This window comes from Pseudomonas sp. FDAARGOS_380 (assembly GCF_002591235.1).
In the GTDB taxonomy this organism is placed as follows: domain Bacteria; phylum Pseudomonadota; class Gammaproteobacteria; order Pseudomonadales; family Pseudomonadaceae; genus Aquipseudomonas; species Aquipseudomonas salmasensis.
The window spans coordinates 4,106,369-4,126,405 of sequence record NZ_CP023969.1 but is presented as its reverse complement, the minus strand read 5'-3'; the positions used below and the strand labels follow the sequence as shown (position 1 = coordinate 4,126,405).

General features: G+C 61.7%; 20 protein-coding genes and 1 riboswitch. Of the genes, 13 read left to right on the top strand and 7 right to left on the bottom strand.

Going from position 1 to position 20,037, the window contains the following annotated elements; translation table 11 throughout:
• Window positions 1-167 precede the first annotated feature (167 nt).
• Together CRN80_RS19345 and CRN80_RS19340 are read left to right on the top strand one after the other, a co-directional pair.
• Window positions 168-1,364, top strand: coding sequence for an amino acid aminotransferase (locus tag CRN80_RS19345; RefSeq protein WP_098950837.1), 1,197 nt, complete (start codon window positions 168-170; stop codon window positions 1,362-1,364).
• A gap of 101 nt (window positions 1,365-1,465) precedes the next feature.
• Window positions 1,466-1,675: a hypothetical protein gene (locus CRN80_RS19340; protein WP_005789784.1), complete on the top strand. Its 210-nt coding sequence runs from the start codon at window positions 1,466-1,468 to the stop codon at window positions 1,673-1,675.
• 153 nt (window positions 1,676-1,828) lie between these two features.
• On the opposite strand, the gene CRN80_RS19335 is transcribed toward CRN80_RS19340, so the two are convergent.
• A complete protein-coding gene (locus tag CRN80_RS19335) occupies window positions 1,829-2,701 on the bottom strand; it encodes a LysR family transcriptional regulator (protein WP_032897845.1) in 873 nt (290 codons plus the stop codon).
• 103 nt (window positions 2,702-2,804) lie between these two features.
• Between CRN80_RS19335 and CRN80_RS19330 the strand changes: the two genes are divergently transcribed.
• Window positions 2,805-4,199 carry an aldehyde dehydrogenase family protein gene (locus tag CRN80_RS19330; RefSeq protein WP_098950836.1) on the top strand — a complete coding sequence of 465 codons (1,395 nt, stop codon included), beginning with the start codon at window positions 2,805-2,807 and terminating at the stop codon, window positions 4,197-4,199.
• 34 nt (window positions 4,200-4,233) lie between these two features.
• Here CRN80_RS19330 and CRN80_RS19325 read toward each other — a convergent pair whose 3' ends face one another.
• Window positions 4,234-4,539: a protealysin inhibitor emfourin gene (locus CRN80_RS19325; protein WP_078803485.1), complete on the bottom strand. Its 306-nt coding sequence runs from the start codon at window positions 4,537-4,539 to the stop codon at window positions 4,234-4,236.
• A 29-nt stretch (window positions 4,540-4,568) separates the two neighbouring features.
• Complete coding sequence (locus CRN80_RS19320) at window positions 4,569-5,630, bottom strand: M4 family metallopeptidase (RefSeq protein WP_098950835.1); 1,062 nt, start codon at window positions 5,628-5,630, stop codon at window positions 4,569-4,571.
• Window positions 5,631-5,766: 136 nt separating this feature from the next.
• On the opposite strand from CRN80_RS19320, the gene CRN80_RS19315 reads away from it, so the two are divergent.
• The 4 genes from CRN80_RS19315 (at window position 5,767) to CRN80_RS19300 (ending at window position 9,898) form a co-directional block, all read left to right on the top strand.
• A complete protein-coding gene (locus tag CRN80_RS19315) occupies window positions 5,767-6,696 on the top strand; it encodes a DNA/RNA non-specific endonuclease (protein ID WP_098950834.1) in 930 nt (309 codons plus the stop codon).
• 121 nt (window positions 6,697-6,817) lie between these two features.
• A riboswitch (cobalamin riboswitch) is annotated at window positions 6,818-7,011 on the top strand.
• A 114-nt stretch (window positions 7,012-7,125) separates the two neighbouring features.
• Window positions 7,126-8,136: an ABC transporter substrate-binding protein gene (locus CRN80_RS19310; protein WP_098950833.1), complete on the top strand. Its 1,011-nt coding sequence runs from the start codon at window positions 7,126-7,128 to the stop codon at window positions 8,134-8,136.
• Complete coding sequence (locus CRN80_RS19305) at window positions 8,133-9,137, top strand: iron ABC transporter permease (RefSeq protein ID WP_032896125.1); 1,005 nt, start codon at window positions 8,133-8,135, stop codon at window positions 9,135-9,137. The genes CRN80_RS19310 and CRN80_RS19305 overlap by 4 nt, the downstream gene beginning before the upstream one ends.
• A complete protein-coding gene (locus CRN80_RS19300; RefSeq protein ID WP_098950832.1) occupies window positions 9,134-9,898 on the top strand; it encodes an ABC transporter ATP-binding protein in 765 nt (254 codons plus the stop codon). Before CRN80_RS19305 ends, CRN80_RS19300 begins: the two co-directional genes overlap by 4 nt.
• A 104-nt stretch (window positions 9,899-10,002) precedes the next feature.
• On the opposite strand, the gene CRN80_RS19295 is transcribed toward CRN80_RS19300, so the two are convergent.
• The 3 genes from CRN80_RS19295 to CRN80_RS19285 are packed head-to-tail and all read right to left on the bottom strand — an operon-like array spanning window position 10,003 to window position 11,853.
• Entirely contained in the window at window positions 10,003-10,494 is a 492-nt protein-coding gene (locus CRN80_RS19295; RefSeq protein WP_098950831.1) for a GNAT family N-acetyltransferase, read from the bottom strand.
• Window positions 10,484-11,413 (bottom strand): alpha/beta hydrolase fold domain-containing protein, encoded by a 930-nt coding sequence (locus CRN80_RS19290; RefSeq protein ID WP_098950830.1) that lies wholly within the window; start codon window positions 11,411-11,413, stop codon window positions 10,484-10,486. The genes CRN80_RS19295 and CRN80_RS19290 overlap by 11 nt, the downstream gene beginning before the upstream one ends.
• Window positions 11,413-11,853: a TspO/MBR family protein gene (locus tag CRN80_RS19285; RefSeq protein ID WP_032896119.1), complete on the bottom strand. Its 441-nt coding sequence runs from the start codon at window positions 11,851-11,853 to the stop codon at window positions 11,413-11,415. The genes CRN80_RS19290 and CRN80_RS19285 overlap by 1 nt, the downstream gene beginning before the upstream one ends.
• A 189-nt stretch (window positions 11,854-12,042) precedes the next feature.
• On the opposite strand from CRN80_RS19285, the gene chrA reads away from it, so the two are divergent.
• Entirely contained in the window at window positions 12,043-13,242 is a 1,200-nt protein-coding gene (gene chrA, locus CRN80_RS19280) for a chromate efflux transporter (protein ID WP_098952642.1), read from the top strand.
• A gap of 90 nt (window positions 13,243-13,332) precedes the next feature.
• Here chrA and CRN80_RS19275 read toward each other — a convergent pair whose 3' ends face one another.
• Window positions 13,333-13,899: a nucleotidyltransferase family protein gene (locus CRN80_RS19275; RefSeq protein WP_098950829.1), complete on the bottom strand. Its 567-nt coding sequence runs from the start codon at window positions 13,897-13,899 to the stop codon at window positions 13,333-13,335.
• Window positions 13,900-14,223: 324 nt separating this feature from the next.
• On the opposite strand from CRN80_RS19275, the gene CRN80_RS19270 reads away from it, so the two are divergent.
• The 5 genes from CRN80_RS19270 (at window position 14,224) to CRN80_RS19250 (ending at window position 20,025) form a co-directional block, all read left to right on the top strand.
• Entirely contained in the window at window positions 14,224-15,561 is a 1,338-nt protein-coding gene (locus tag CRN80_RS19270) for a cytochrome C (RefSeq protein WP_098950828.1), read from the top strand.
• A gap of 4 nt (window positions 15,562-15,565) precedes the next feature.
• Entirely contained in the window at window positions 15,566-16,057 is a 492-nt protein-coding gene (locus tag CRN80_RS19265) for a sorbitol dehydrogenase (protein ID WP_098950827.1), read from the top strand.
• Window positions 16,054-18,282, top strand: coding sequence for a GMC oxidoreductase (locus CRN80_RS19260; RefSeq protein ID WP_098950826.1), 2,229 nt, complete (start codon window positions 16,054-16,056; stop codon window positions 18,280-18,282). The genes CRN80_RS19265 and CRN80_RS19260 overlap by 4 nt, the downstream gene beginning before the upstream one ends.
• Before the next feature lie 352 nt (window positions 18,283-18,634).
• The gene (locus CRN80_RS19255) at window positions 18,635-19,378 is read left to right on the top strand and encodes a class I SAM-dependent methyltransferase (RefSeq protein ID WP_098950825.1); all 744 of its coding nucleotides are present in this window, start codon (window positions 18,635-18,637) and stop codon (window positions 19,376-19,378) included.
• Complete coding sequence (locus CRN80_RS19250) at window positions 19,375-20,025, top strand: hypothetical protein (RefSeq protein WP_098950824.1); 651 nt, start codon at window positions 19,375-19,377, stop codon at window positions 20,023-20,025. Before CRN80_RS19255 ends, CRN80_RS19250 begins: the two co-directional genes overlap by 4 nt.
• Window positions 20,026-20,037: the final 12 nt, after the last annotated feature.

The window sequence follows — 20,037 nt, the reverse complement described above, 5'->3', positions numbered from 1 at the left end:
AAGACTAACGGTCAGCAAATAAACCGAAAAACATGGCCGAAAAGCCGTTTCCGTTGTCGCTCTCAGCCGTGATGGCCTCTATACTAGCTCCCCGTTTGTGCACCGCTCTAGTGCATTCGGCTGGAGCGCGACACGTCCCTCCTACCCCCCATAGAGCTGCCGCAAAAATGAGCCTGTTCTCCGCTGTCGAAATGGCACCACGCGATCCAATCCTGGGCCTCAACGAAGCATTCAACGCCGATACACGAACCACCAAGGTGAACCTTGGCGTGGGCGTTTACTGCAACGAGGAGGGGAAGATTCCACTCTTGCGTGCCGTTGCCGAAGCGGAAGCCATTCGTGTGGCGCAACACGCCGCCCGTGGCTACTTGCCGATCGACGGCATCGTGGCGTACGACCAGGCCGTGCAAAAGCTGCTGTTTGGCGCTGAGTCGCCGCTGTTGAGCGAAGGCCGTGTGATTACCGCCCAGGCCGTGGGCGGCACGGGCGCGCTGAAAATCGGCGCCGACTTCCTCAAGCAACTGCTGCCCAACGCCGTCGTCGCCATCAGCGACCCGAGCTGGGAAAACCACCAGGCGCTGTTTGAAAAAGCCGGTTTCCCGGTGCAGACCTACCGCTACTACGACGCCGCCACCCACGACGTAAACCGTGCCGGCCTGCTCGAAGACCTAAACGCCCTGCCGCCGCAGTCCATCGTGGTGCTGCACGCCTGCTGCCATAACCCGACCGGCGTCGACCTCAGCCCGGCCGACTGGCAAAACGTGCTGGACGTGGTCAAGGCCAAGAACCTGGTGCCATTCCTCGACATGGCCTACCAGGGCTTCGGCGACGGCATCCACGAAGACGCCGCCGCGGTGCGCCTGTTCGCGGAATCGGGCCTGACCTTCTTTGTGTCCAGCTCGTTCTCCAAGTCGTTCTCCCTGTACGGCGAACGTGTTGGCGCGCTGTCGATCGTCAGCGAGTCCAAGGAAGAAAGCGCGCGCATCCTGTCCCAGGTCAAGCGTGTGATCCGCACCAACTACTCCAACCCGCCCACCCACGGCGCAGCCATCGTTGCCGCCGTGTTGAACAACCCTGAACTGCGCGCACAGTGGGAAGCCGAGCTGGCCGAGATGCGCCTGCGCATTCGCGGTATGCGCGAGCAGATGGTCGCCGAACTGGCCAAGGCTGCGCCAGGCCATGACTTCAGCTTCGTCGGCCGCCAGCGTGGGATGTTCTCCTACTCCGGTTTGAGCGTTGAGCAAGTCACCCGCCTGCGTACCGAGTTCGGCATCTATGCGTTGGATACCGGCCGCATCTGTGTGGCGGCGCTGAACCAGTCGAACATTGGTGCAGTGACCAAGGCGATTGTCGAGGTGCTGTAAGCCGGCAAGCGTTATACGAAGGGGGAAGCCAATGGCTTCCCCCTTTTTATTGGCGAACACACTAGACTGAACACCGACTGCCCCCTTGCTGTGAGAGCTTTATGAGAAACGACGACCTGGACCTGCGCGCCGACCGCGACGAACTGCACGACTACGCCCCACGCGCACCGCAAGCCAAGCGCCAAAAGAGCCTGGTATTGCAAGTGGCGTTGGGGGTATTCCTCGGTGGGTTGGCGTTATGGCTGGTACAACTGGGCGCGACGGCAATCATGGCCAAACTGGCCATGGGCACCCTGCAATTTGGTGGCTGATGAAGTTCAAGCCCCCTATACCTGTAGGAGCGAGCTTGCTCGCGAAAAACTCACAGACGCCGCGTTTATTCATGAAGCACGCGTAATCGTTGACGTTTTTCGCGAGCAAGCTCGCTCCTACAGGTATCAGGGCTTGCCCCTTTCACATTGGATTTAGGTTGCCACCAGATCGCGTTCTTCCAGTAGCTTTACGAAACTATTCAAACTCTGCGACACCGTGCCCCGCCGCCAGATCAGCCAGGTATTCAAAATACGAAACGTGTCGGGCAGCGGCCACACACTCACCGCCGCACATCCCGGCATACTCTCCAGCATGCTGCGTGGCATCAGCGCCAGCCCTGCCCCGGCGCTGACACAGGCCAACATGCCGTGGTACGACTCGATCTCGAAGATCCTGCCCGGCACCGCGCCATCCTGTGAGAACCAGCGTTCGAAGTGATGCCGGTACGAGCAGTTGGAGCGAAACGTATAGATGTTCTCGCCATTTACCTCCTGCCCCCGGGTGATCGGCGCGTGATGCAGCGGTGCAATCACCACCATCTCCTCCTCGAACACCGCCACGCCTTCCAGCGTGGAATGCAGCACTGGCCCATCGACAAAGGCCGCCGTCAGCCGGCCCGACAGCACGCCTTCGATCATGGTGCCCGAGGGGCCGGTGCTCAGGTCCAGCTCGACCTTGGTGTATTGCTGGTTATACGCCGCCAGTAACGCCGGGATACGCACCGCCGCCGTGCTCTCCAGCGAGCCCAGGGCAAAGGCGCCCTGGGGCTCCTCCCCCGCCACCGTCGCACGGGCTTCTTGCACCAGATCAAGAATGCGCCGCGTATAGCCGAGGAAATTCCACCCGGCCGGCGACAGGCGCAGGCGGCTTTTCTCGCGGATAAACAACTCCACGCCCAGGTCCTGCTCGAGTTGTTTGATGCGCGTGGTGAGGTTCGATGGCACACGATGAATCAACTGCGCGGCGGCGCTGATGCTGCCTTGCTCGGCAACGGCCTTGAAAATTTCCAGCTGCACCAGATCCAAATCATTCTCCATTCATGAATGTATTGCTTAATATTATTCAGTTTCCAGAAAACATACAGCCCCGTACGCTGGCCCCATTCCACTCATTCAGCCGGACGGTGCCATGAACAATCCTATTTCCCACCAGACCCACGCCCTGTCGATCAACCCCACCAACGGTGAAACAGTCGGCAGCTACGCCTACGAAAGCGCAGAACAACTGGATGCCGCCCTCGCCCGCGCGACCCAGGCCTTCCGTACCTGGCGCCGCACTTCGGTAAGCCAGCGCGCCGAATACCTGCTGGCCCTGGCCGCTGCCCTGCGTGATCAGGCTGAAGACATGGCGCAAATGATCACCCAGGAAATGGGCAAACCCATCGCCCAGGCCCGCGCAGAAATCGAAAAGTGCGCGCAACTGAGCGAGTGGTACGCCGCCCACGGACCGGCCATGCTGGCCCCGGAACCCACCTTGGTGGACAACGGCAGCGCCCGGATCGAATACCGCCCACTGGGCCCGATCCTCGCGGTGATGCCGTGGAATTTCCCGGTGTGGCAAGTGCTGCGCGGCGCGGTGCCGACCCTGCTTGCCGGCAACACCTATGTGCTCAAGCATGCGCCCAACGTGATGGGCAGCGCCTACCTGATCCAGCAGGCGCTGCGTAAAGCCGGTTTCGCTGAAGGCGTATTCGAAGTGATCAACGTGACCCAGGACGGCGTGTCCACCGCCATCGCCGACCCGCGCATCGCCGCCGTAACACTCACCGGCAGCGTGCGCGCAGGCATCGCCATCGGCTCCCAGGCCGGCGCCGCCCTGAAGAAGTGTGTACTGGAACTGGGCGGCTCCGACCCGTTTATCGTGCTCAACGACGCCGACCTCGACGCCGCTGTGCAAGCCGCCGTGATCGGCCGTTTCCAGAACAGCGGCCAAGTCTGCGCCGCCGCCAAGCGCCTGATCATTGAGGCCGGTGTGGTGGACGCCTTCACCGCCAAATTCGTTGAAGCCACCCGCGCCCTGGTGATGGGCGACCCAGCGTCAGCCAACACCTATGTGGGCCCGATGGCCCGCTTCGACCTGCGCGACGAGCTGCATGGCCAGGTGCAGGCCACGCTGGAAGAAGGCGCCACCCTGTTGCTGGGCGGCAACAAAGTCGCTGGCGCTGGCAATTACTACGAGCCGACCGTCCTGGCCGACGTCACCGACCAAATGACGTCGTTCCAACAGGAACTGTTCGGCCCTGTGGCGTCGATCCTCACCGCCCGCGATGCCGAGCATGCCGTGGCCCTGGCCAATGACAGCGAGTTTGGCCTGACCGCGAGCATCTTCACCAGCGACGCAGCAAAGGCGCGGGCTATCGCCGATCAGTTGGAAACCGGTGGGGTCTTCGTCAACTCGTTCAGCGTCTCAGACCCTCGGGTGGCATTTGGCGGCGTGAAGAAGAGCGGGTTCGGCCGCGAGCTGTCGCACTTCGGCGTACGCGAGTTTTGCAATGCGCAGACGGTGTGGCTGGATCGTAAGTAGCTTGCCAAGAGCCACAAATCAGCCTTGGCGCGCTTCAACAATTTATGTGCCGCCGCACGCACTGCACCAACCCGTCCAGTGCCGGGGGATTCACCGGCGCGAGCACACAAACCGTGTGCTCACGCTTGCCCTCCGCGACTGTCAGGGTGTAATGCACCCGGCCTGGGTTGCCAGGCTCGGGATCGGTACTTTGCGGCAACTTGAAAAAATCGGCCGCTTCGATCAGTTGCCGTAACTCCAGCTGGTCGGGTTCGGGCAGCGAGTCCAGTTCCACCGTACGCGGCTTGGCCAGCCCCGGAAAATACGCCGCCCCGCCGCTTTCCTTGATTGAAATTCGCATGGCTGTTCCTCGCCGCCCAGGCGGCTTCGTCAAACGTTTATGCCCACCGCTTTCCAGCCGGCCTTGACCGCCTTCTGTTCATCCTTGTTCACGCCATAAAGCTGGCCGGCAACGTCGTGGGTGATGCGCGCAAAACGCAAAAAACCGGAGTTGGGCCGCAGCCGCGAATCGCGCAGTGCGTCGTACCAGATACGCCCGGCACGCTCCCAGGCGAACCCGCCTATATTGATCGCCACCTGATAGAACGCATGGTTGGGAATGCCGGAATTGATATGCACCCCACCATTGTCCTCGTAAGTCTGTACAAAATCATCCATGTGCCCCGGCTGCGGGTCTTTGCCCAGCAGCTTGTCATCAAAGGCGGTGCCTGGCGCTTTCATCGAGCGCAGGGCGGTGCCTTTGATCTTATTGGTAAACAGCCCCTTGCCGATCAACCAGTCGGCGTCCTCGGCCTTTTGCTTTAACGCGTATTGCTTGATCAACGAGCCGAACACGTCCGACAACGACTCGTTCAGCGCGCCGGACTGGTTGAAGTACATGAGCTTGGCCTCATCCTCGGTCACGCCATGGGCCAACTCATGGCCGATGACATCGAGTGCCACGGTGAAGCGGTTGAACAACTGCTGGTCGCCATCGCCAAACACCATCTGGGTCGAATTCCAGAACGCATTGTTGTAGTCCTGGCCGAAGTGCACGGTGGCGTCCAGGGCCATGCCCGCGTCGTCGATGGAATTGCGGTCGAACACTTGGTCGAAAAAGTCGAAGGTTGCGCCCAGGCCATCATAGGCTTCGTCTACCGCAGCATCGCCGCTGGCGGGTTGCCCTTCGCCACGGATCAGTTTTCCGGGCAGGCTGTCGGTGTTGTTGGCGCTGTAGATCGAGCGCTGTTTTTCGCTGCCCACCGCCAATGCCATCCGCGCGGGGCTTTTGGCGGGTTCGGCGACCATGCGCAACGAGCGGAACGTGCTGTCCTTGGCACGCGTGCGTAACGCGACCTCCCGTTGGGCTTTGTCGCCGTGGCGAGCGATCTGATCGAGCATGTACGGCGGAATCAGGCAGAAAATCGGATTGCGCGGTTGGCGAACACACATGAGCTGGCTCCTTTTTGGCGTGTGATGAACGTCCGGGTAACGGTTTTCAGGATAGCCCTGGGATCGTCACCCGGGCCAAATTGTCATGAGTTTGTGTTTCAGTGGTGTTTATCCGAGGCCCATAAGGAACATGCCCATGCCCGCCCGCACAGTCAAAATCGACCTGTCGCACCGCCCCAGGCTCGCCGATCTGCGACCATTGATCGCGCCCAGCCCCACCCTGCTGGAAGCCAGAGCCGCGACGCCGCGTGTCACAGCGGCCAAGGACCTCAAAAACCGCGTTGGCTACGTCGACGATTTCCTCAGTGACTTCGTGGTGCCATGGCCCACGGTTGGCGAGCCACTGACGGGCGACGTGCAACCCAAGCGCCTGGACTACACGCATTTCTCCATCACCATGTCGCGCTCTCGACGACTGGCGCTGTACGTGGGGGTAAATATCGACGGCGCCAAGCATGTGGACATCGTGCGCAGCAACGACACCTGGGCCTACGATGGCCGCCTGCCCACCGACGCCCAGGTCGGTGAAGACCTGTACGCCGGCAACGGCCTGGACCGCGGCCACCTGGTGCGCCGCCAAGACCCCAACTGGGGCGACGACGCGACCACGGCCAACCTCGACACCTTCCACTTCACCAACTGCTCGCCACAGATGAGCGGCTTCAACCAGAAGACCTGGCTGGAACTCGAGGACTATATCCTCGACAACACCCAGCGCTGGAAAGCCCGGGCCACGGTGTTCAGCGGCCCGGTGTTCAGCGACAACGACCGCGTGTATCGCGGGGTAAAAATCCCCCAGGCGTTCTGGAAAGTGGTGGCCTACCTCAGCGACGACGGCAAACCGTCCGCCAGCGCTTACATGATTGACCAGCGCCGCGAGCTGGACCAATTAGACCTGGTGTTCGGCCAGCTCAGGACCTACCAACGCAGTGTGATTGCGATCGAGCAATTGACCGGCATTCGCTTCGGCCAATTGGCTGACTACGACGGCTTCAGCAACGAAGAGCGCGCCACCGGCACGCGCATCGAAGCCCTGATCCGCGGCCCCCAAGACATTCGACTCTAACCACTCCCCCTGTAGGAGCGAGCTTGCTCGCGAAGACCGTCAACGATAACGCAGGGGCGCCTGATGGCCCGCGGTGTTCTCAAGTTCTTCGCGAGCAAGCTCGCTCCTACAGGGCGTGATCGCTTACCATACCGGAGCCGGTTCCCACGTGGGACTAATAGGGAATTCGAAACGCCGCCCAGGCGTCAATCGAAACTGCCCCCGCAACTGTAGGTGCTGAGCCTGCCCCTGAATGCCACTGGACCTCGTCCGGGAAGGCGGGGGCGTGGCGATGACGCATCAGTCAGGAGACCTGCCGGCCCAGCAACATCACTAACCGGCGGGGTGTCCGGGAAGGACATCCTGGCCCTGCGCACCTGTAGCGTCCCAGGGCGTATTTCCGAGCCGTAACTCCCCAGCTGCACCCCTGGCTCACTCGGAGATCGCCCCATGCTGCCACGTGTTACCGCCCTGCTCGCAGGCTTGAGTGCCTGCGCCCTGGCCCACGCCACGCCAAGCCACTACCCGCTGACCGTGGAAAACTGCGGCAGCAGCCTGACCTTCCAGCAAGCACCCGCTCGCAGCGTGAGCATCGGCCAGGCCGCCACCGAGATGCTTTATGCCTTGGGCGTGGGCGATAAAGTGGTAGGCACCTCGCTGTGGTTCAACAACGTGTTGCCACAGTACAAAGCACAGAACGACCGCATCGAGCGCCTGGCCAACAACGAGCCGAGCTTTGAAGCAGTGATCGCCAAGCGCCCGCAACTGGTGGCCGCCGAACTGGAATGGGTGGTGGGCCCGCAAGGCGTGGTCGGTACCCGTGAGCAATTCCATGAGCTGAAGATCCCCACCTACGTGCTGCCGTCCGATTGCGAGGCCAAGGACAACCTGGTCGGCGCCGACGGCACGCGGTTGCAACCGTTTCGCATCGAGACGATTTACCAGAGCATCCACCAGCTTGCGCAGATTTTCGACGTGCAGGCGCGTGGCCAACAGTTGAACGATGAGCTCAAGGCGCGCCTGGCCACATCCATCGCCACCGCCCAGGGCAAAGGTTTGAAGCAGGCCAGCGCACTGGTGTGGTTCTCCAGCGCCGAAATGGCCAGCGACCCTTATGTGGCCGGCCATAAAGGCGTGCCGCAATTCATGCTGCAAACCCTGGGCCTGCACAACGTGGTGCAGTCCGATGAAGAATGGCCCGCCGTCGGCTGGGAAACCATCGCCAAGGCCAACCCCACCTTCCTGGTGATTGCACGCATGGACCGTCGCCGCTACCCCGCCGACGACCACGAGAAGAAACTCGCCTTCCTGCGCAGCGACCCCGTCACCCGCAACATGGACGCGGTGAAACACAACCGCATCATCATCCTCGACGCCCTGGCACTGCAGGCCAGCCTGCGCACGTTCGACGGCCTGGAACAACTGGCCAGCGCCATCGACGGCTACGACCTGGGCCAATGATGCGCACCGTCATTGCCCTCGCCCTGCTGTTGCTCGCCCTGCTCGCTGGCGTGGCCATCGGCGAAACCGCCATCGAACCGCAGGTGGTGCTGCAGGTGCTCGCCAATAAGCTCTGGGCCGCGGGCTATGCGCTGGACCCGATCGATGAAGGCGTGGTGTGGAACTACCGCCTGACCCGCACCCTGGTGGCCGCAGCCTGCGGTGCCGGGCTGGCGACCTGCGGGGTGATCCTGCAATCGTTGCTGCGTAACCCGCTGGCAGACCCGTACCTGTTGGGCATCAGCGCTGGCGCCTCCACCGGGGCCGTGCTCGTCGTGCTGATCGGTGTGGGCGGTGGGCTGGTGTCGCTGTCGGCAGGGGCGTTTGTCGGCGCCATGGCCGCGTTTGCGCTGGTGATTCTGCTCGCCCGCGCCAGCGGATCGTCCAGCGGCACCGGGCAGATCATCCTCGCGGGCATCGCCGGTTCGCAATTGTTCAATGCCCTGACCGCGTTCCTCATCACCAAGTCGGCCAGTTCCGAACAAGCCCGCGGCATTATGTTCTGGCTGCTGGGTAACCTCAGCGGCGTGCGCTGGCCGTCGGTGTGGCTGGCGGTGCCGGTGGCGGCGCTAGGGCTGGCGGTGTGCCTGTGGCATCGTCGCGCACTGGATGCGTTCACCTTTGGCAGCGACTCGGCGGCCTCCCTGGGCATTCCGGTGCGCCGCGTGCAATTTGTGCTGGTGGCCTGCGCCGCGTTGGTCACGGCGGTGATGGTGTCTATCGTCGGCTCCATTGGTTTTGTCGGGCTGGTGATTCCCCACGCCGCGCGCCTGTTGCTCGGCACCGGGCATTCGCGGTTACTGCCGGCCAGTGCCTTGGGCGGCGCGTTGTTTCTGATCGCCGCCGATGTGCTGTCACGCACCCTGATCAAGGGCCAAGTGATTCCCGTTGGGGTGGTCACGGCACTGGTGGGCGCGCCGGTGTTTGCGTTGATCCTGATTGGCCGGAGGAACGCCCGATGAGCGTGCTCAGTTGCAGCGGCTTGGGTTTCAAGGTGCGTGAGGCCCAGTTGCTGCACGGTATCGACCTGGACGTGCAGGCGGGCGAAACCCTGGGCATCGTCGGGCCGAACGGCTCGGGCAAGTCCACCCTGCTCAAACTGCTCGCCGGCTTGCGCCCGCCGGCCAGCGGCGAAGTTCGCCTGGGTGGCAAGCGGCTCGGTGAGTTGTCGCGCCGCACCATCGCGCAACAGCTGGCGGTGGTGGAGCAACAGGCCGACACCGATGACGCCATCCGTGTGTTCGACGCCGTGGCCCTGGGTCGCACGCCATGGCTGTCGGCGTTGAGCCCGTGGTCGCGTGAAGACGACGCCATCGTGCACCAGGCGCTGCACGACGTAGACGCTACCCACCTGAGCCAACGCGCCTGGCGCAGCCTCTCTGGCGGCGAACGCCAACGCGTGCACATCGCCCGCGCCCTGGCGCAACGGCCGCAGATTTTGTTGCTGGATGAGCCGACCAATCACCTGGATATCCAGCATCAACTGGCGATCCTCAAAGGCGTGCAAGGCTTGCCGGTGACCACTTTGATTGCGCTGCACGACCTGAACCAGGCACTGACCTGTGATCGCCTGGCCGTGCTGGATCGTGGGCGACTGGTGGCGCTGGGTACGCCACTTGAAGTGCTGACGCCGCAGCGTTTACAGGAGACATTCGGGGTGCAGGGGCATTACCTCACCGACCCCTTCGACGGCGCAAAAATCCTGCGCCTGCGCTCCAACTGAAACTGAACCTGTAGGAGCGAGCTTGCTCGCGAAAAACCCACAGGCGCCGCGTTCATCCAGGAAATACGCGTTATCGTTGACGTTTTTCGCGAGCGAGCTCGCTCCTACAGAAGGCGGTGCATATGGGTGGTTTGCCAGAGCGGGTCTGCCTCGACATCCACCACCTCGAAGCCCTGCCGCCGCCAGAAATCAATCGCCCCGGGCAGAAAGGGATGGGTGTGCAGGTAAACCACTTTCACATCCGCCTCCCGCGCCAGCGCCTCCAACGAGCGGTATAACTGGCCCGCCAGGCCCAAGCGACGGAACGCCGGGCGCACATACAGGCGCACCACTTCCACTGTCTTGCAGCCCCGGTAGTCCAACTGGGGAAAACGACTGTCATAAGGCCGATAGCCCACCGCAGCCACGATTTGGCCGTCGGCGCGGGCAATCAGAAACTGCCCGCCACCCTGAAGGTAAACGGCTTCGAACTGCGCCAGATCATGGGGCATTCCGGTTGCGCTGAGCGTTGGAAACAGCTCATCGCGAGCCTGCAAAGCGAAGCTCAGCACCTCGGGAATGTCAGCGGCTTTGGCCGCCTGAATGCTAACGCCCATTGCCAAGGATTCGACCTGTTATCCACTGGCGGCTGTACGCCAACACCCTGTCGGCCATCGCCACCGGAAAATGAATAAACCCATGAGCCGCCTCCGGCAGCAGGTGCGCCTCAACGCCCGCCCATCGCTCGGCGATCAGCAGGGTGTCATCCTTGAGCGGGTCCAACTCGCCCACAAACATCAGCGCAGGCGGCAACCCTTCAAAGTCCCCATACAAGGGCGACAACGGCGGCTGCCGGCGCGCTTCGTCGCTGAGCCCCGGCGTCAGCAGGCACAGCGCGTCGACCATGCCCGGCCCGTCCAGCAACAAGGTGTCCGGCCCGGCCGTGCGCACGCTCGGTGTGCCGGTCAAATCGTAAACGCCGTAGTACAGCACGGCCCCGCTCACCCGTTGCAGCAACTCGGGCCATTGCTTGAGCGCCAACAAGGTGGCCGCTGCCAAGTGCCCGCCGGCCGACTCACCGACAAAAATCACCGGCAAGCCGGCAAACTCCGGGCAGTCGGCCAACAGCCAACGCGCCGCCACCAGGCAATCATCCAGCAGCCCCTCAATCGGCGTATCGACCGCCAGCCGGTAATCCACCGACACCACCGCGACGTCGCAGGCGTTGACCATGGCGAGGTTCAGGTCATCATCCATTTGCGCATTGCCGATCACCCAGCCACCGCCGTGGATATCCAGCACCACGCCTTTGGGCTTGCCGCTGGGGCGCAGGATGCGCACGGGCACCGTGCCTACCTTTTTCAGCTCCACCACAGGCGCCTTCTTGAACGTCTGGCTGGCGCGCAGCAGTGCCTGGATCAGGCGCGGCGTGACGCGGTTGCGGATCTTGAACCGCGGCGTCCACGCCAGTTTCTGATTGAAGCGGCGCATCTGCGCCAGTTCGGGCTCGCTGGCGGGCCAATGCTGGTAGGCCATCAGCGGTTATTACGCAGGATCGAGAAGTTCAACGCTGCGGCCACGCACAGCCACACCAGGTACGGGAACAGGATCAGGCCGGTAATCAGGTCCAGGCGCACGGCCAGCAGCACCATCGCTGCTACGGTCAGCCACAGCAGCACGATAATCACCATCCCGGCGAGCAACCGATGGGCGCCGAAGAATACCGGCGTCCACAGCGTGTTCAATGCAATCTGCGCCGCCCACAGGGCCAATACCATTTCGCTGCCTGGGATCAGGGTCAAGCGGTAACCGGCCCAGGCCAGCAGCAGGTAGATGATCGTCCAGGCCACCGGGAACAGCCAATTGGGCGGGGTGAAACTGGGCTTGACCAGGGATTCGTACCAGGCGCCCGGTTTGAAGATCACCCCGGTACTGGCGGCAGCGGCGCAGGCAAGCAGGAAGATGAAGAAAGTCATGGTCGGTCCTTGAGGTCGAGTGGGTGGAAAACAACGCTCTGCTTTCAGTGACTCAAATCAGCGCGCATAAATTCAATGTGGGGCGCAAAAATGACATGCGGCGGCCTCTTCTACGCGTCATAAAAAATGGTTAAGGTTCTGAAACCTATCGATCTGCGCTGGATTGAACAGCTCGCCCCGAGGCAACCCTTGCCCCCTATCGCCGATCACCGTAGCAGCCCCTGGTCAGTATTTCTGATCTTCCTGCGCCTGGGCCTCACCTCCTTTGGCGGCCCGATTGCACACCTGGGTTATTTTCGCGAAGCGTTCGTCATTCGGCGCCAGTGGCTGAGCGAGCGCAGCTACGCCGAACTGGTTGCCCTGTGCCAATTCCTGCCCGGCCCGGCCAGCAGCCAGGTCGGCATTGCGCTGGGCCTTTCACGGGCGGGTTATGGCGGCGCTGTGGCGGCCTGGGCCGGGTTCACCTTACCGTCGGCCATCGCCCTGATCCTGTTTGCCTTGGGGCTGGCCCACTACGGCGGCGCCCTGCCCAATGGCGCGCTGCATGGTCTCAAAGTTGTCGCCGTGGCCGTGGTGGCCCAAGCCGTGTGGGGCATGGCGCGCAGTTTGTGCCGAGGCGCTTTGCGGGTGGCGTTGATGTTGATTGCCGCAAGCGTGGTGCTGCTGGCACCCTCCGCCTGGGCTCAAGTCGGGGTCATGATCGTCGCAGGCGTGGCCGGCCTGTTGTTGTTCAAGTACGAGACCCGTGCCGAAGCCGACGCCCTGCCCATCGCCATCAGCCGCCGTGCAGGGGTCCTATGGCTGATGCTGTTTGTGCTGTTGCTGATGGGCTTGCCGATCCTCGCCGGCTGGGTGTCCAACCCCACGCTGGCATTGGTGGATGCCTTCTACCGCACCGGCTCACTGGTGTTCGGCGGCGGCCACGTGGTGTTGCCCTTGCTGCAAGCCGAAGTGGTGCCCAGCCAATGGGTGAGCAACGACGTGTTCCTGGCCGGCTACGGCGCCACCCAAGCCGTGCCGGGCCCGCTGTTCACCTTCGCCGCGTTCCTTGGCGCCTCCATGAGCCACGCCCCGAGCGGCTGGCTTGGCGGGGTGATCGCCCTGCTGGCGATCTTCGCGCCGTCGTTTCTGCTGATCTTTGGCGCGCTGCCCTTCTGGGCCAGCCTGCGCAAAAGCCCGCGTACCCAGGCGGCGCTGGCCGGTGTCAATGCGGCGGTGGTCGGCCTGCTGTTGGCAGCGCTGTATCGACCAGTCTGGACCAGCGCGATCTTCAACGGCTACGACCTCGCCCTGGCGTTGCTGGCACTGGTCGCGTTGATGGTGTGGAAACTGCCGCCCTGGCTGGTAGTGATAAGTGGCGGCCTACTCGGCACGTTACCAAACTTGTAGGAGCGAGCTTGCTCGCGAAAAACTTACAGGCGCCGCGTTTAATCTGAAGGCACGCGTTATCGTTGACGTTTTTCGCGAGCAAGCTCGCTCCTACAGTATTGGGGCTACAATCTTGAGCCACGGCCAACGCGCCTGATAACTCCTGGCCTTGTGCAAAAACAGCTCCGGCTCCGGATGCAAAGGGTTGATCCGCAACACCCCCTGCTCCACATCCTCCAAGCCATAAGGCGCATACACGTCGCCCGAGGCAATATCCAGCGCAATGCAAGTACCCGCCACCAAGTACCGATCAACCCCCTGCCTGGCCGAATGCAACTGCGGGTAGGGCCGGCCAAACCGCTGACCATACCAAAGGTGAACCCGCGCTTGATTCCTGACCTCCACATTCACGCCCAGGTCTTGAAATAGCACCTGCGCCGCACGAATTACCGCGTCTTCCGCCTCGTAGGACAGGTCCTCGTCGAAGTAAAAAACGTCGTAGTCCTTCACGCCCTGAGCCGCCGGCAGATTCGCCTGATGATTCCACACCGCCTGGAACAAACAGCCCGCCGTGAGCATGCACTGCTGCACACCAAGCTCCGGCAGCCGCGACGTGATTTGCGCATTGATCGGATTGGCCATCGCCAATTCAAGCAGGGTGTCGACAGTCAATGTCATGTTCAATCCTCCATCATCAGCGCCAACCATAACACCGGAATATGGCACTCCTGTAGGAGCGAGCTCGCTCGCGAAAATCCCAAACGATCACGCAGCGCCTGAAGGCAAAATCCGATTCCCTTGCCGCACCTTGCGCCATTGCCCACACGTGCATCTGCCGCCGGGCGCCGATCCTGCTTACCCCTACCTTTAGTCGGATATTGCTGAGCGTTCTAGCGCAACGGCTAGCCTTCAGCCTAGCGTAAGGGATAACGCTGAACTATCGGTCCATGAAGGGCCCGTACGCCTCGTCGTCCCGACGCTTTATCTGCTGAGGAGACGATAATGAAAATAACCTTGAAACGGTTGGCGTGCCTGGGTGCAAGCTTCACCAGCGCGCTCGCCATGGCCGATGCGGCCAGCCCGCCAGTGCTGTCACCTGCGATCCCCTTCGACGTCACCGCCAACTCCCCCATCACCCTGGACAGCCTGCAACACGATTTTGACGTGCTGTCGTGGCAGACCTTCGTCGCCCTGAACTGGCCCGCCAACGCCGACGGCAGCGCCAACACCTCGGTGCAGATCGGCGCGCCGGGGCAGACGGTGTGGGAGTCGTGGAAGGAGAGCTACGCGATTTTCCTGCCCCAAGGCCAGAAGCCGCTCGCCTGGGACCAGCACACGCCGCCACCCGCCGCCTGCCAAGGCAAGGGTGACCTGCCCGTATTGCAACAGATGGGCAAGGTTGCCGGTGTGCTCGACGAATTCATCCAGCCGTTCAAGACCGGCCCACTGGTGGACCAGAGCGGCACTTACACGCGCAACGCGATCATGGTCAACCAGCCAATGTTCGACAACATCGTCAACAATGGCCTCTATAGCAAGGAAGGCCAGCAAGCGTTCCTGAGCAAGGCCGACAACCGCATCGCCTTCTCCTGCGGCGTGAAGGACAAGCAGGTCGGCGCGATCATGGTCAAGTCGGCCTGGAAGGTACTCGGCGGCAACGACAACCCGCAGGAATTCCACGCCGTCGACGCCTTGGTCTACACCCCAGGCAACACCGACCCGAACACGGGCGCGGTAATCCCCGAGTCGTGCAGCGCGCAGAAGGTCGGACTGGTCGGCCTGCATATCGTGCACAAGACCAAAAATGCGCCGCAGTGGGTGTGGTCCAGCTTCGAGCACGTGCGCAACGTGCCGGAAAAGACCACGCCGATGAACGAACGCAAGGGCCCCTACCTGTTCTACAACGCCCAGGCCAGCAACCTCCCGGTGAACGAGCCGCCCGCGCAACCGTGGGACCCGTCGAAGAAAGCCACACCCTCGCAGATCGTGCGAGAAATACCGCTCACCGCCGCGACCCACCAGCTCAATGCGCAATGGCAAGGCGCGCTCAAGGGCACGGTGTGGGCCAACTACCAGTTGATCAGTACCCAATGGCCAACCGCCCCCGCCGATGACTGCCAGGCGCCGTCGCCAACCAACCCGCTGGGCACGCCTGCGCCGAACTTCCTGGCCAACGCCACGCTGGAAACCTACAACCAGGGCACTACGCCGCAGGCCTCATCCAGTTGCATGGAGTGCCACAACAACGCGACCACCCGGGTGACCCAGTCACCGCGCACCAGCTTCGCCGATTTCACCTTTCTGCTTGAACGTGCCCAATCCACCGGTGCCAAGGAGTGATGCCATGAGCGACCCGAACCTGCAAGACTTCGTCGACCTGTCCGCCGTGCTCACTGGCCTGTCAGCCAAACTGCTGGCGCCCTCCCTCGACCCGATCAAACTGCCGCCGCTGTTCTTGGCCACAGCCCAGCAAGGCATGGGTACCGCAGCGTTGAACAACCTGCTGGGGCTGTACGCCAGCATCAAGAGCCAACCGCCTGAGCAAATCGCCAGCACCGTGCTCGGCAACTCAGACCCGCAAATCGCCCAGGGCGCCCGCTCGATCATGAAGCTGTGGCTGCTGGGCAGCTGGTACCAACCTTATGACCAGGGCACCGCCCACAAGGGTGAAATCCGTGTGGTCTCCGACCAGGCTTACAAGGAAAGCTGGGCGTGGAAGATCGCCCAATCCCACCCCATGGGCTACAGCGAGTACCACTTCGGCTACTGGGCCGAGCAACCACCGACCCTCAAGCAATTCACCGGTGTCGACGCCAAGGAAGGGCAGCAGCCATGAGCACTCTAAACACCCAGAACATTGAAACCGCCGATGTAATCGTCGTGGGCGCCGGCATGGCTGGTAGCGTCATGGCCTATCAGTTGGGCCTGGCCGGCTTGAAAGTGCTGGTGCTCGAGTCGGGCCCGGCGATACCGCCTAACCGCAGCGAGTACCTGGAGCGTTTCTATACCGCCGTGCTCAAGGCGCCCGAGTCGCCCTACCCACCGGAGCAGAGTGAGCAGACCCCGGCCAAACAGTTCGCACCGCGAGCGACTATCCAGGACTTGATCACCGCCGGCAGCCACGACAAGGACAAGGTGCAGAAGAGCTATCTGGTACAGAACGGGCCGCAACTGTTCGCCAGCACCTACGAGCGGGTAGGCGGCGGTACCATGTGGCACTGGATGGGCACGGCCCTGCGCCTGTTGCCCAACGATTTTCGTATGCAGAGTGTGTACAAGGTTGGGGTCGACTGGCCGATCAGCTACGACGACCTGCAGAGCGCCTACTGCCGCGCCGAGGAAGAGATGTGCGTTTCCGCCGATGTGGCGTCGCAGACTTACCTGGGCGTGACCTTCCCCCAGGGCTACCAATACAGCATGCACGGCATTCCTCCATCGTTGGTCGACCAGGGCGTGGGCAAGGCCATCAATGACAAGCAGTACCAGGGCTTCACCCTCAACGTGCGGCAAACGCCAGCCGGGCGTAACTCGCAGAACGACAACGGCCGCCGGGTATGCGCCGGCAACACCAGCTGCACGCCGATCTGCCCGATCCAGGCCAAGTATGACGCCACCGTGACCATGGCCAAGGCGCTGGATACCGGTAACGTGCGGATCCTCTATCAGTGCGTGGCGAGCAAGGTGCAGGTGGATGCCAATGGGGTCACGGGTATCGATTTCATCCAGTACCAGAACAACGGCACGCAACAGAACGGCACGGCTCAGGGCAAGCGCTACGTGATCGCCGCCCACGCGATCGAAACGCCCAAGCTGCTGCTCAACTCCATCGGCCCGCACAGCCCGAAAGGGGTCGCCAACAACAGCGGCCAGGTCGGCAAGTCGTTGGCCGACCACCCGGTGTACCTGGCCTGGGGCCTGATGCCCGAAGGCAAGCCGTTGTTCCCGTTCCGTGGGCCACTGTCCACCTCGGGGATCGAAGACATGCGCGATGGCCCGTTCCGCAGCGAGCGTGCCGCATGGCGTATCGAGATCGGTAACGAGGGCTGGAATTGGTCGGCGAATGATCCGTACGCTTCAGTCTGCGATTTGATCGACGGCACCAACATAGGCGGCGCTAACCCCAGCAAGCTCAAGTTGTCCGGCCAGGCGCTGGTGCGGCAGCTCAACAGCGTGCTGACCCGCCAATTCCGCCTGGGCTTCTTGATTGAGCAGGTGGAGAAAGAGCCCGACGAAGCGCTGTGCCGGGTGGAGAGTAGCAAGCATTTCACCGACGGCTTGGGCCTGCCTCGGCCACAGATCGCCTACGAACTGTCCGACTACACCAAGGAGGGCTTCAAGCAGGCGCGCCTGGCCGCCACTCATATCATCACCAAACTGATGGGTGCCACCGAGCTGACCAACCTGAACCCCACGCTCGACCCCACGCTCGGCTCGCAAACGGTGTTCAACTACGATCACCAGAACTACGCCTTCTACGGCGCTGGCCACCTGATGGGCACCTACCGCATGGGCTCGGACCGCAACAAGTCGGTGGTGGACAAAGACCAGCGCAGCTGGGACCACCCCAACCTGTTCCTGGTCGGCGACGGCGTGTTCCCCTCCACCGGCACCGCCAACCCGACCTTGACCATCACCGCGCTGACTTTTCAGGCCGCCGACGTGGTCGCCAGCGACCTGCTCAAGCGTACCGTGCAGGTGCAGGCCAGAGACCCCTGGCAGGGCACAGGCGTGCAGGTCAACGGACAGAGCTGGCAACTGGCGGTGTGCACCGGTGGGCAGTGGACGGCCAACCCGGGCACCGGGATGGTCGGCGCGGCAGGCCACCCAGGCCTGACCGCCAAGCCCGGCTATACCCTGCCCGGTCAACCGGAAGGCGCGTTGATCGGGCGTATCGGCCCCAGCGGCGCGCCGTTCCTGGTGGGCAACCAGGCGCAATTGCCGCGTGGCCAGCAGGGGGAGTTGCAGTTGTGCATCAATGACGACCTGGCCGGGCGTTACGGGGCTGGCCTGAGCGATAACCAGGGCAGCCTGTCGGTGGAGGTGCGTTTCGGGACGGTGTAGGCGCTGGCGTAGCAACTCCACAGTGCTACGGCGAGTCCGCAGTATTGTGGGGTTGCTCTTTCAATCCAGGTCAACCAAGGAAGCTGCTTATGCGCAGCCGTCACTTGCGAGAGCCACACCTGTGCACAGACGAAACGCTCAAAATGACACTGCAAGGAGACCTCTATAGACTAAGATGCCAGCGCAATGATGGGTTCCAAGGCACTGTATTTCCAGAAACTTGATCGTTGAAGCGCCGACCCTGAGCATGAGGGGCGGCGGTGGGATCGCTTGAGTATGGGCTGCCCCACCCGCAACCGCGCAGCAAAAATAAATATGCATTCCACCAGCAGTTAGCAGATAGGGATATCACATGAGCCTTCCCCACACCCCAGACGTAACCATAGAGTTTGCTGAGCCGAACGGGCGTTGTGCCCAGGACGTATGGGATCGAGAGTATGAACAAGCGCCTACCATTCCATCATCGCTAAGAGCTGCACCGGCACATGCACTCGTCGAGCTGATGAAAACCTGTGAATTCCCCACTGCACGGGTCTTGGATCTTGGTTGCGGTAACGGTCGTAATAGCCTTTTTCTCGCGAGTTTGGGTATGCAGGTCCTCGCTCTGGACTTCTGTCCAAAAGCGGTGGCTTTGACACGTAGCCGTGTTGAGGAAGCCGGACTGTCAGGTGCTGTCGAAGTTGTGAAGCAAGACCTGCTAGAGGGAATCCCAGGGGGCGACGGGACTTACGATCTTGTAATGGATGCTTATTCGCTTTGCCATTTCACCCGCGACGAAGATCAACAGCGTGTCCTGCATGAGGTCGCGCGCGTGCTGAAGCCTGGGGGGCACTTTATCAAGGTACATGTTGACAGCTCGGACGCTTATTACTTAGAGCGGCTTCATACGCGGACATCCTACGGGCACATCAGCTTTGATCCCGCCAACGGCTTGAAAAAGATGCATTGCAGCTTGGCGACTTACACTGAGCAGGTCGCTCAAAACCTCACCCTTGTCAAGGCTGTAAATGTCAACTTTCCTGACGACGTCCGCGGCAAAGTATATGACCGAAGCATATTTGCCTGTTTGATGCAGAACGTTAAGGGGGTGATATGAACGAAAAGAATCTGGACCCCTCGACGGGCCAATTCATCGATCCAATGTTTGCAGTCATGATCGCTGCTGCCGTGGCCGAGACCATTTTAGTGTGGGTCAAGGAAGGCGCTATCCCTGACTCTTTCATATTGATGGTGGTGATGGTCGGTTATGTGAATCTGCTACTGAGTTGGTTTGGCTATCATAAGTCGGTATTGAAAAGCCCAATACTTGGCAGTCTCCGCTTTATTGTGACCATCGTTCTCTTGCCACTCTACTTGCTCACCGTAGTGCTGGCGACAAAACCTTTTTATTGCGTCGCCTTGACCTACACAAGCATATTTTTTCTATGGTCTTTTTGGGAGTACTTAAAATACCGAGAACGCTCGTCAGACAAGAGCTTTTTATCGTTGCAGTTCAGGTCATTCAATATAATGGTCTATCTTGCGACGGCCTATGTCGTCATGGCCAAATTTATCCCTGCCTCAAGTATCTCAATACTGCCTGAGTGGCTATTCACGCTTGCCGACCCTATAGGCCTATTTTTGATTATTTGTGCCATCGTCGTGCTCCGCGCGAAGAAAAGCAGTAAAGATAGCAATGCGCCCCTTTCGAAGATTCTCGGCCAGATCAAGATTTTGCTATTTGGTGATCAGGCGGGCGCTTAGAGGATGCCGTTC

Coding starts and splice junctions, on each gene's coding strand:
- CRN80_RS19270 (WP_098950828.1), top strand. CDS start 14,224: ATGAAAATAACCTTGAAACGGTTGGCGTGCCTGGGTGCAAGCTTCACC.
- CRN80_RS19255 (WP_098950825.1), top strand. CDS start 18,635: ATGAGCCTTCCCCACACCCCAGACGTAACCATAGAGTTTGCTGAGCCG.
- CRN80_RS19340 (WP_005789784.1), top strand. CDS start 1,466: ATGAGAAACGACGACCTGGACCTGCGCGCCGACCGCGACGAACTGCAC.
- CRN80_RS19345 (WP_098950837.1), top strand. CDS start 168: ATGAGCCTGTTCTCCGCTGTCGAAATGGCACCACGCGATCCAATCCTG.
- CRN80_RS19250 (WP_098950824.1), top strand. CDS start 19,375: ATGAACGAAAAGAATCTGGACCCCTCGACGGGCCAATTCATCGATCCA.
- CRN80_RS19290 (WP_098950830.1), bottom strand. CDS start 11,413: ATGGCCTACCAGCATTGGCCCGCCAGCGAGCCCGAACTGGCGCAGATG.
- CRN80_RS19305 (WP_032896125.1), top strand. CDS start 8,133: ATGATGCGCACCGTCATTGCCCTCGCCCTGCTGTTGCTCGCCCTGCTC.
- CRN80_RS19260 (WP_098950826.1), top strand. CDS start 16,054: ATGAGCACTCTAAACACCCAGAACATTGAAACCGCCGATGTAATCGTC.
- CRN80_RS19265 (WP_098950827.1), top strand. CDS start 15,566: ATGAGCGACCCGAACCTGCAAGACTTCGTCGACCTGTCCGCCGTGCTC.
- CRN80_RS19295 (WP_098950831.1), bottom strand. CDS start 10,494: ATGGGCGTTAGCATTCAGGCGGCCAAAGCCGCTGACATTCCCGAGGTG.
- CRN80_RS19325 (WP_078803485.1), bottom strand. CDS start 4,539: ATGCGAATTTCAATCAAGGAAAGCGGCGGGGCGGCGTATTTTCCGGGG.
- CRN80_RS19275 (WP_098950829.1), bottom strand. CDS start 13,899: ATGACATTGACTGTCGACACCCTGCTTGAATTGGCGATGGCCAATCCG.
- CRN80_RS19300 (WP_098950832.1), top strand. CDS start 9,134: ATGAGCGTGCTCAGTTGCAGCGGCTTGGGTTTCAAGGTGCGTGAGGCC.
- CRN80_RS19320 (WP_098950835.1), bottom strand. CDS start 5,630: ATGTGTGTTCGCCAACCGCGCAATCCGATTTTCTGCCTGATTCCGCCG.
- CRN80_RS19285 (WP_032896119.1), bottom strand. CDS start 11,853: ATGACTTTCTTCATCTTCCTGCTTGCCTGCGCCGCTGCCGCCAGTACC.
- CRN80_RS19310 (WP_098950833.1), top strand. CDS start 7,126: ATGCTGCCACGTGTTACCGCCCTGCTCGCAGGCTTGAGTGCCTGCGCC.
- CRN80_RS19330 (WP_098950836.1), top strand. CDS start 2,805: ATGAACAATCCTATTTCCCACCAGACCCACGCCCTGTCGATCAACCCC.
- CRN80_RS19315 (WP_098950834.1), top strand. CDS start 5,767: ATGCCCGCCCGCACAGTCAAAATCGACCTGTCGCACCGCCCCAGGCTC.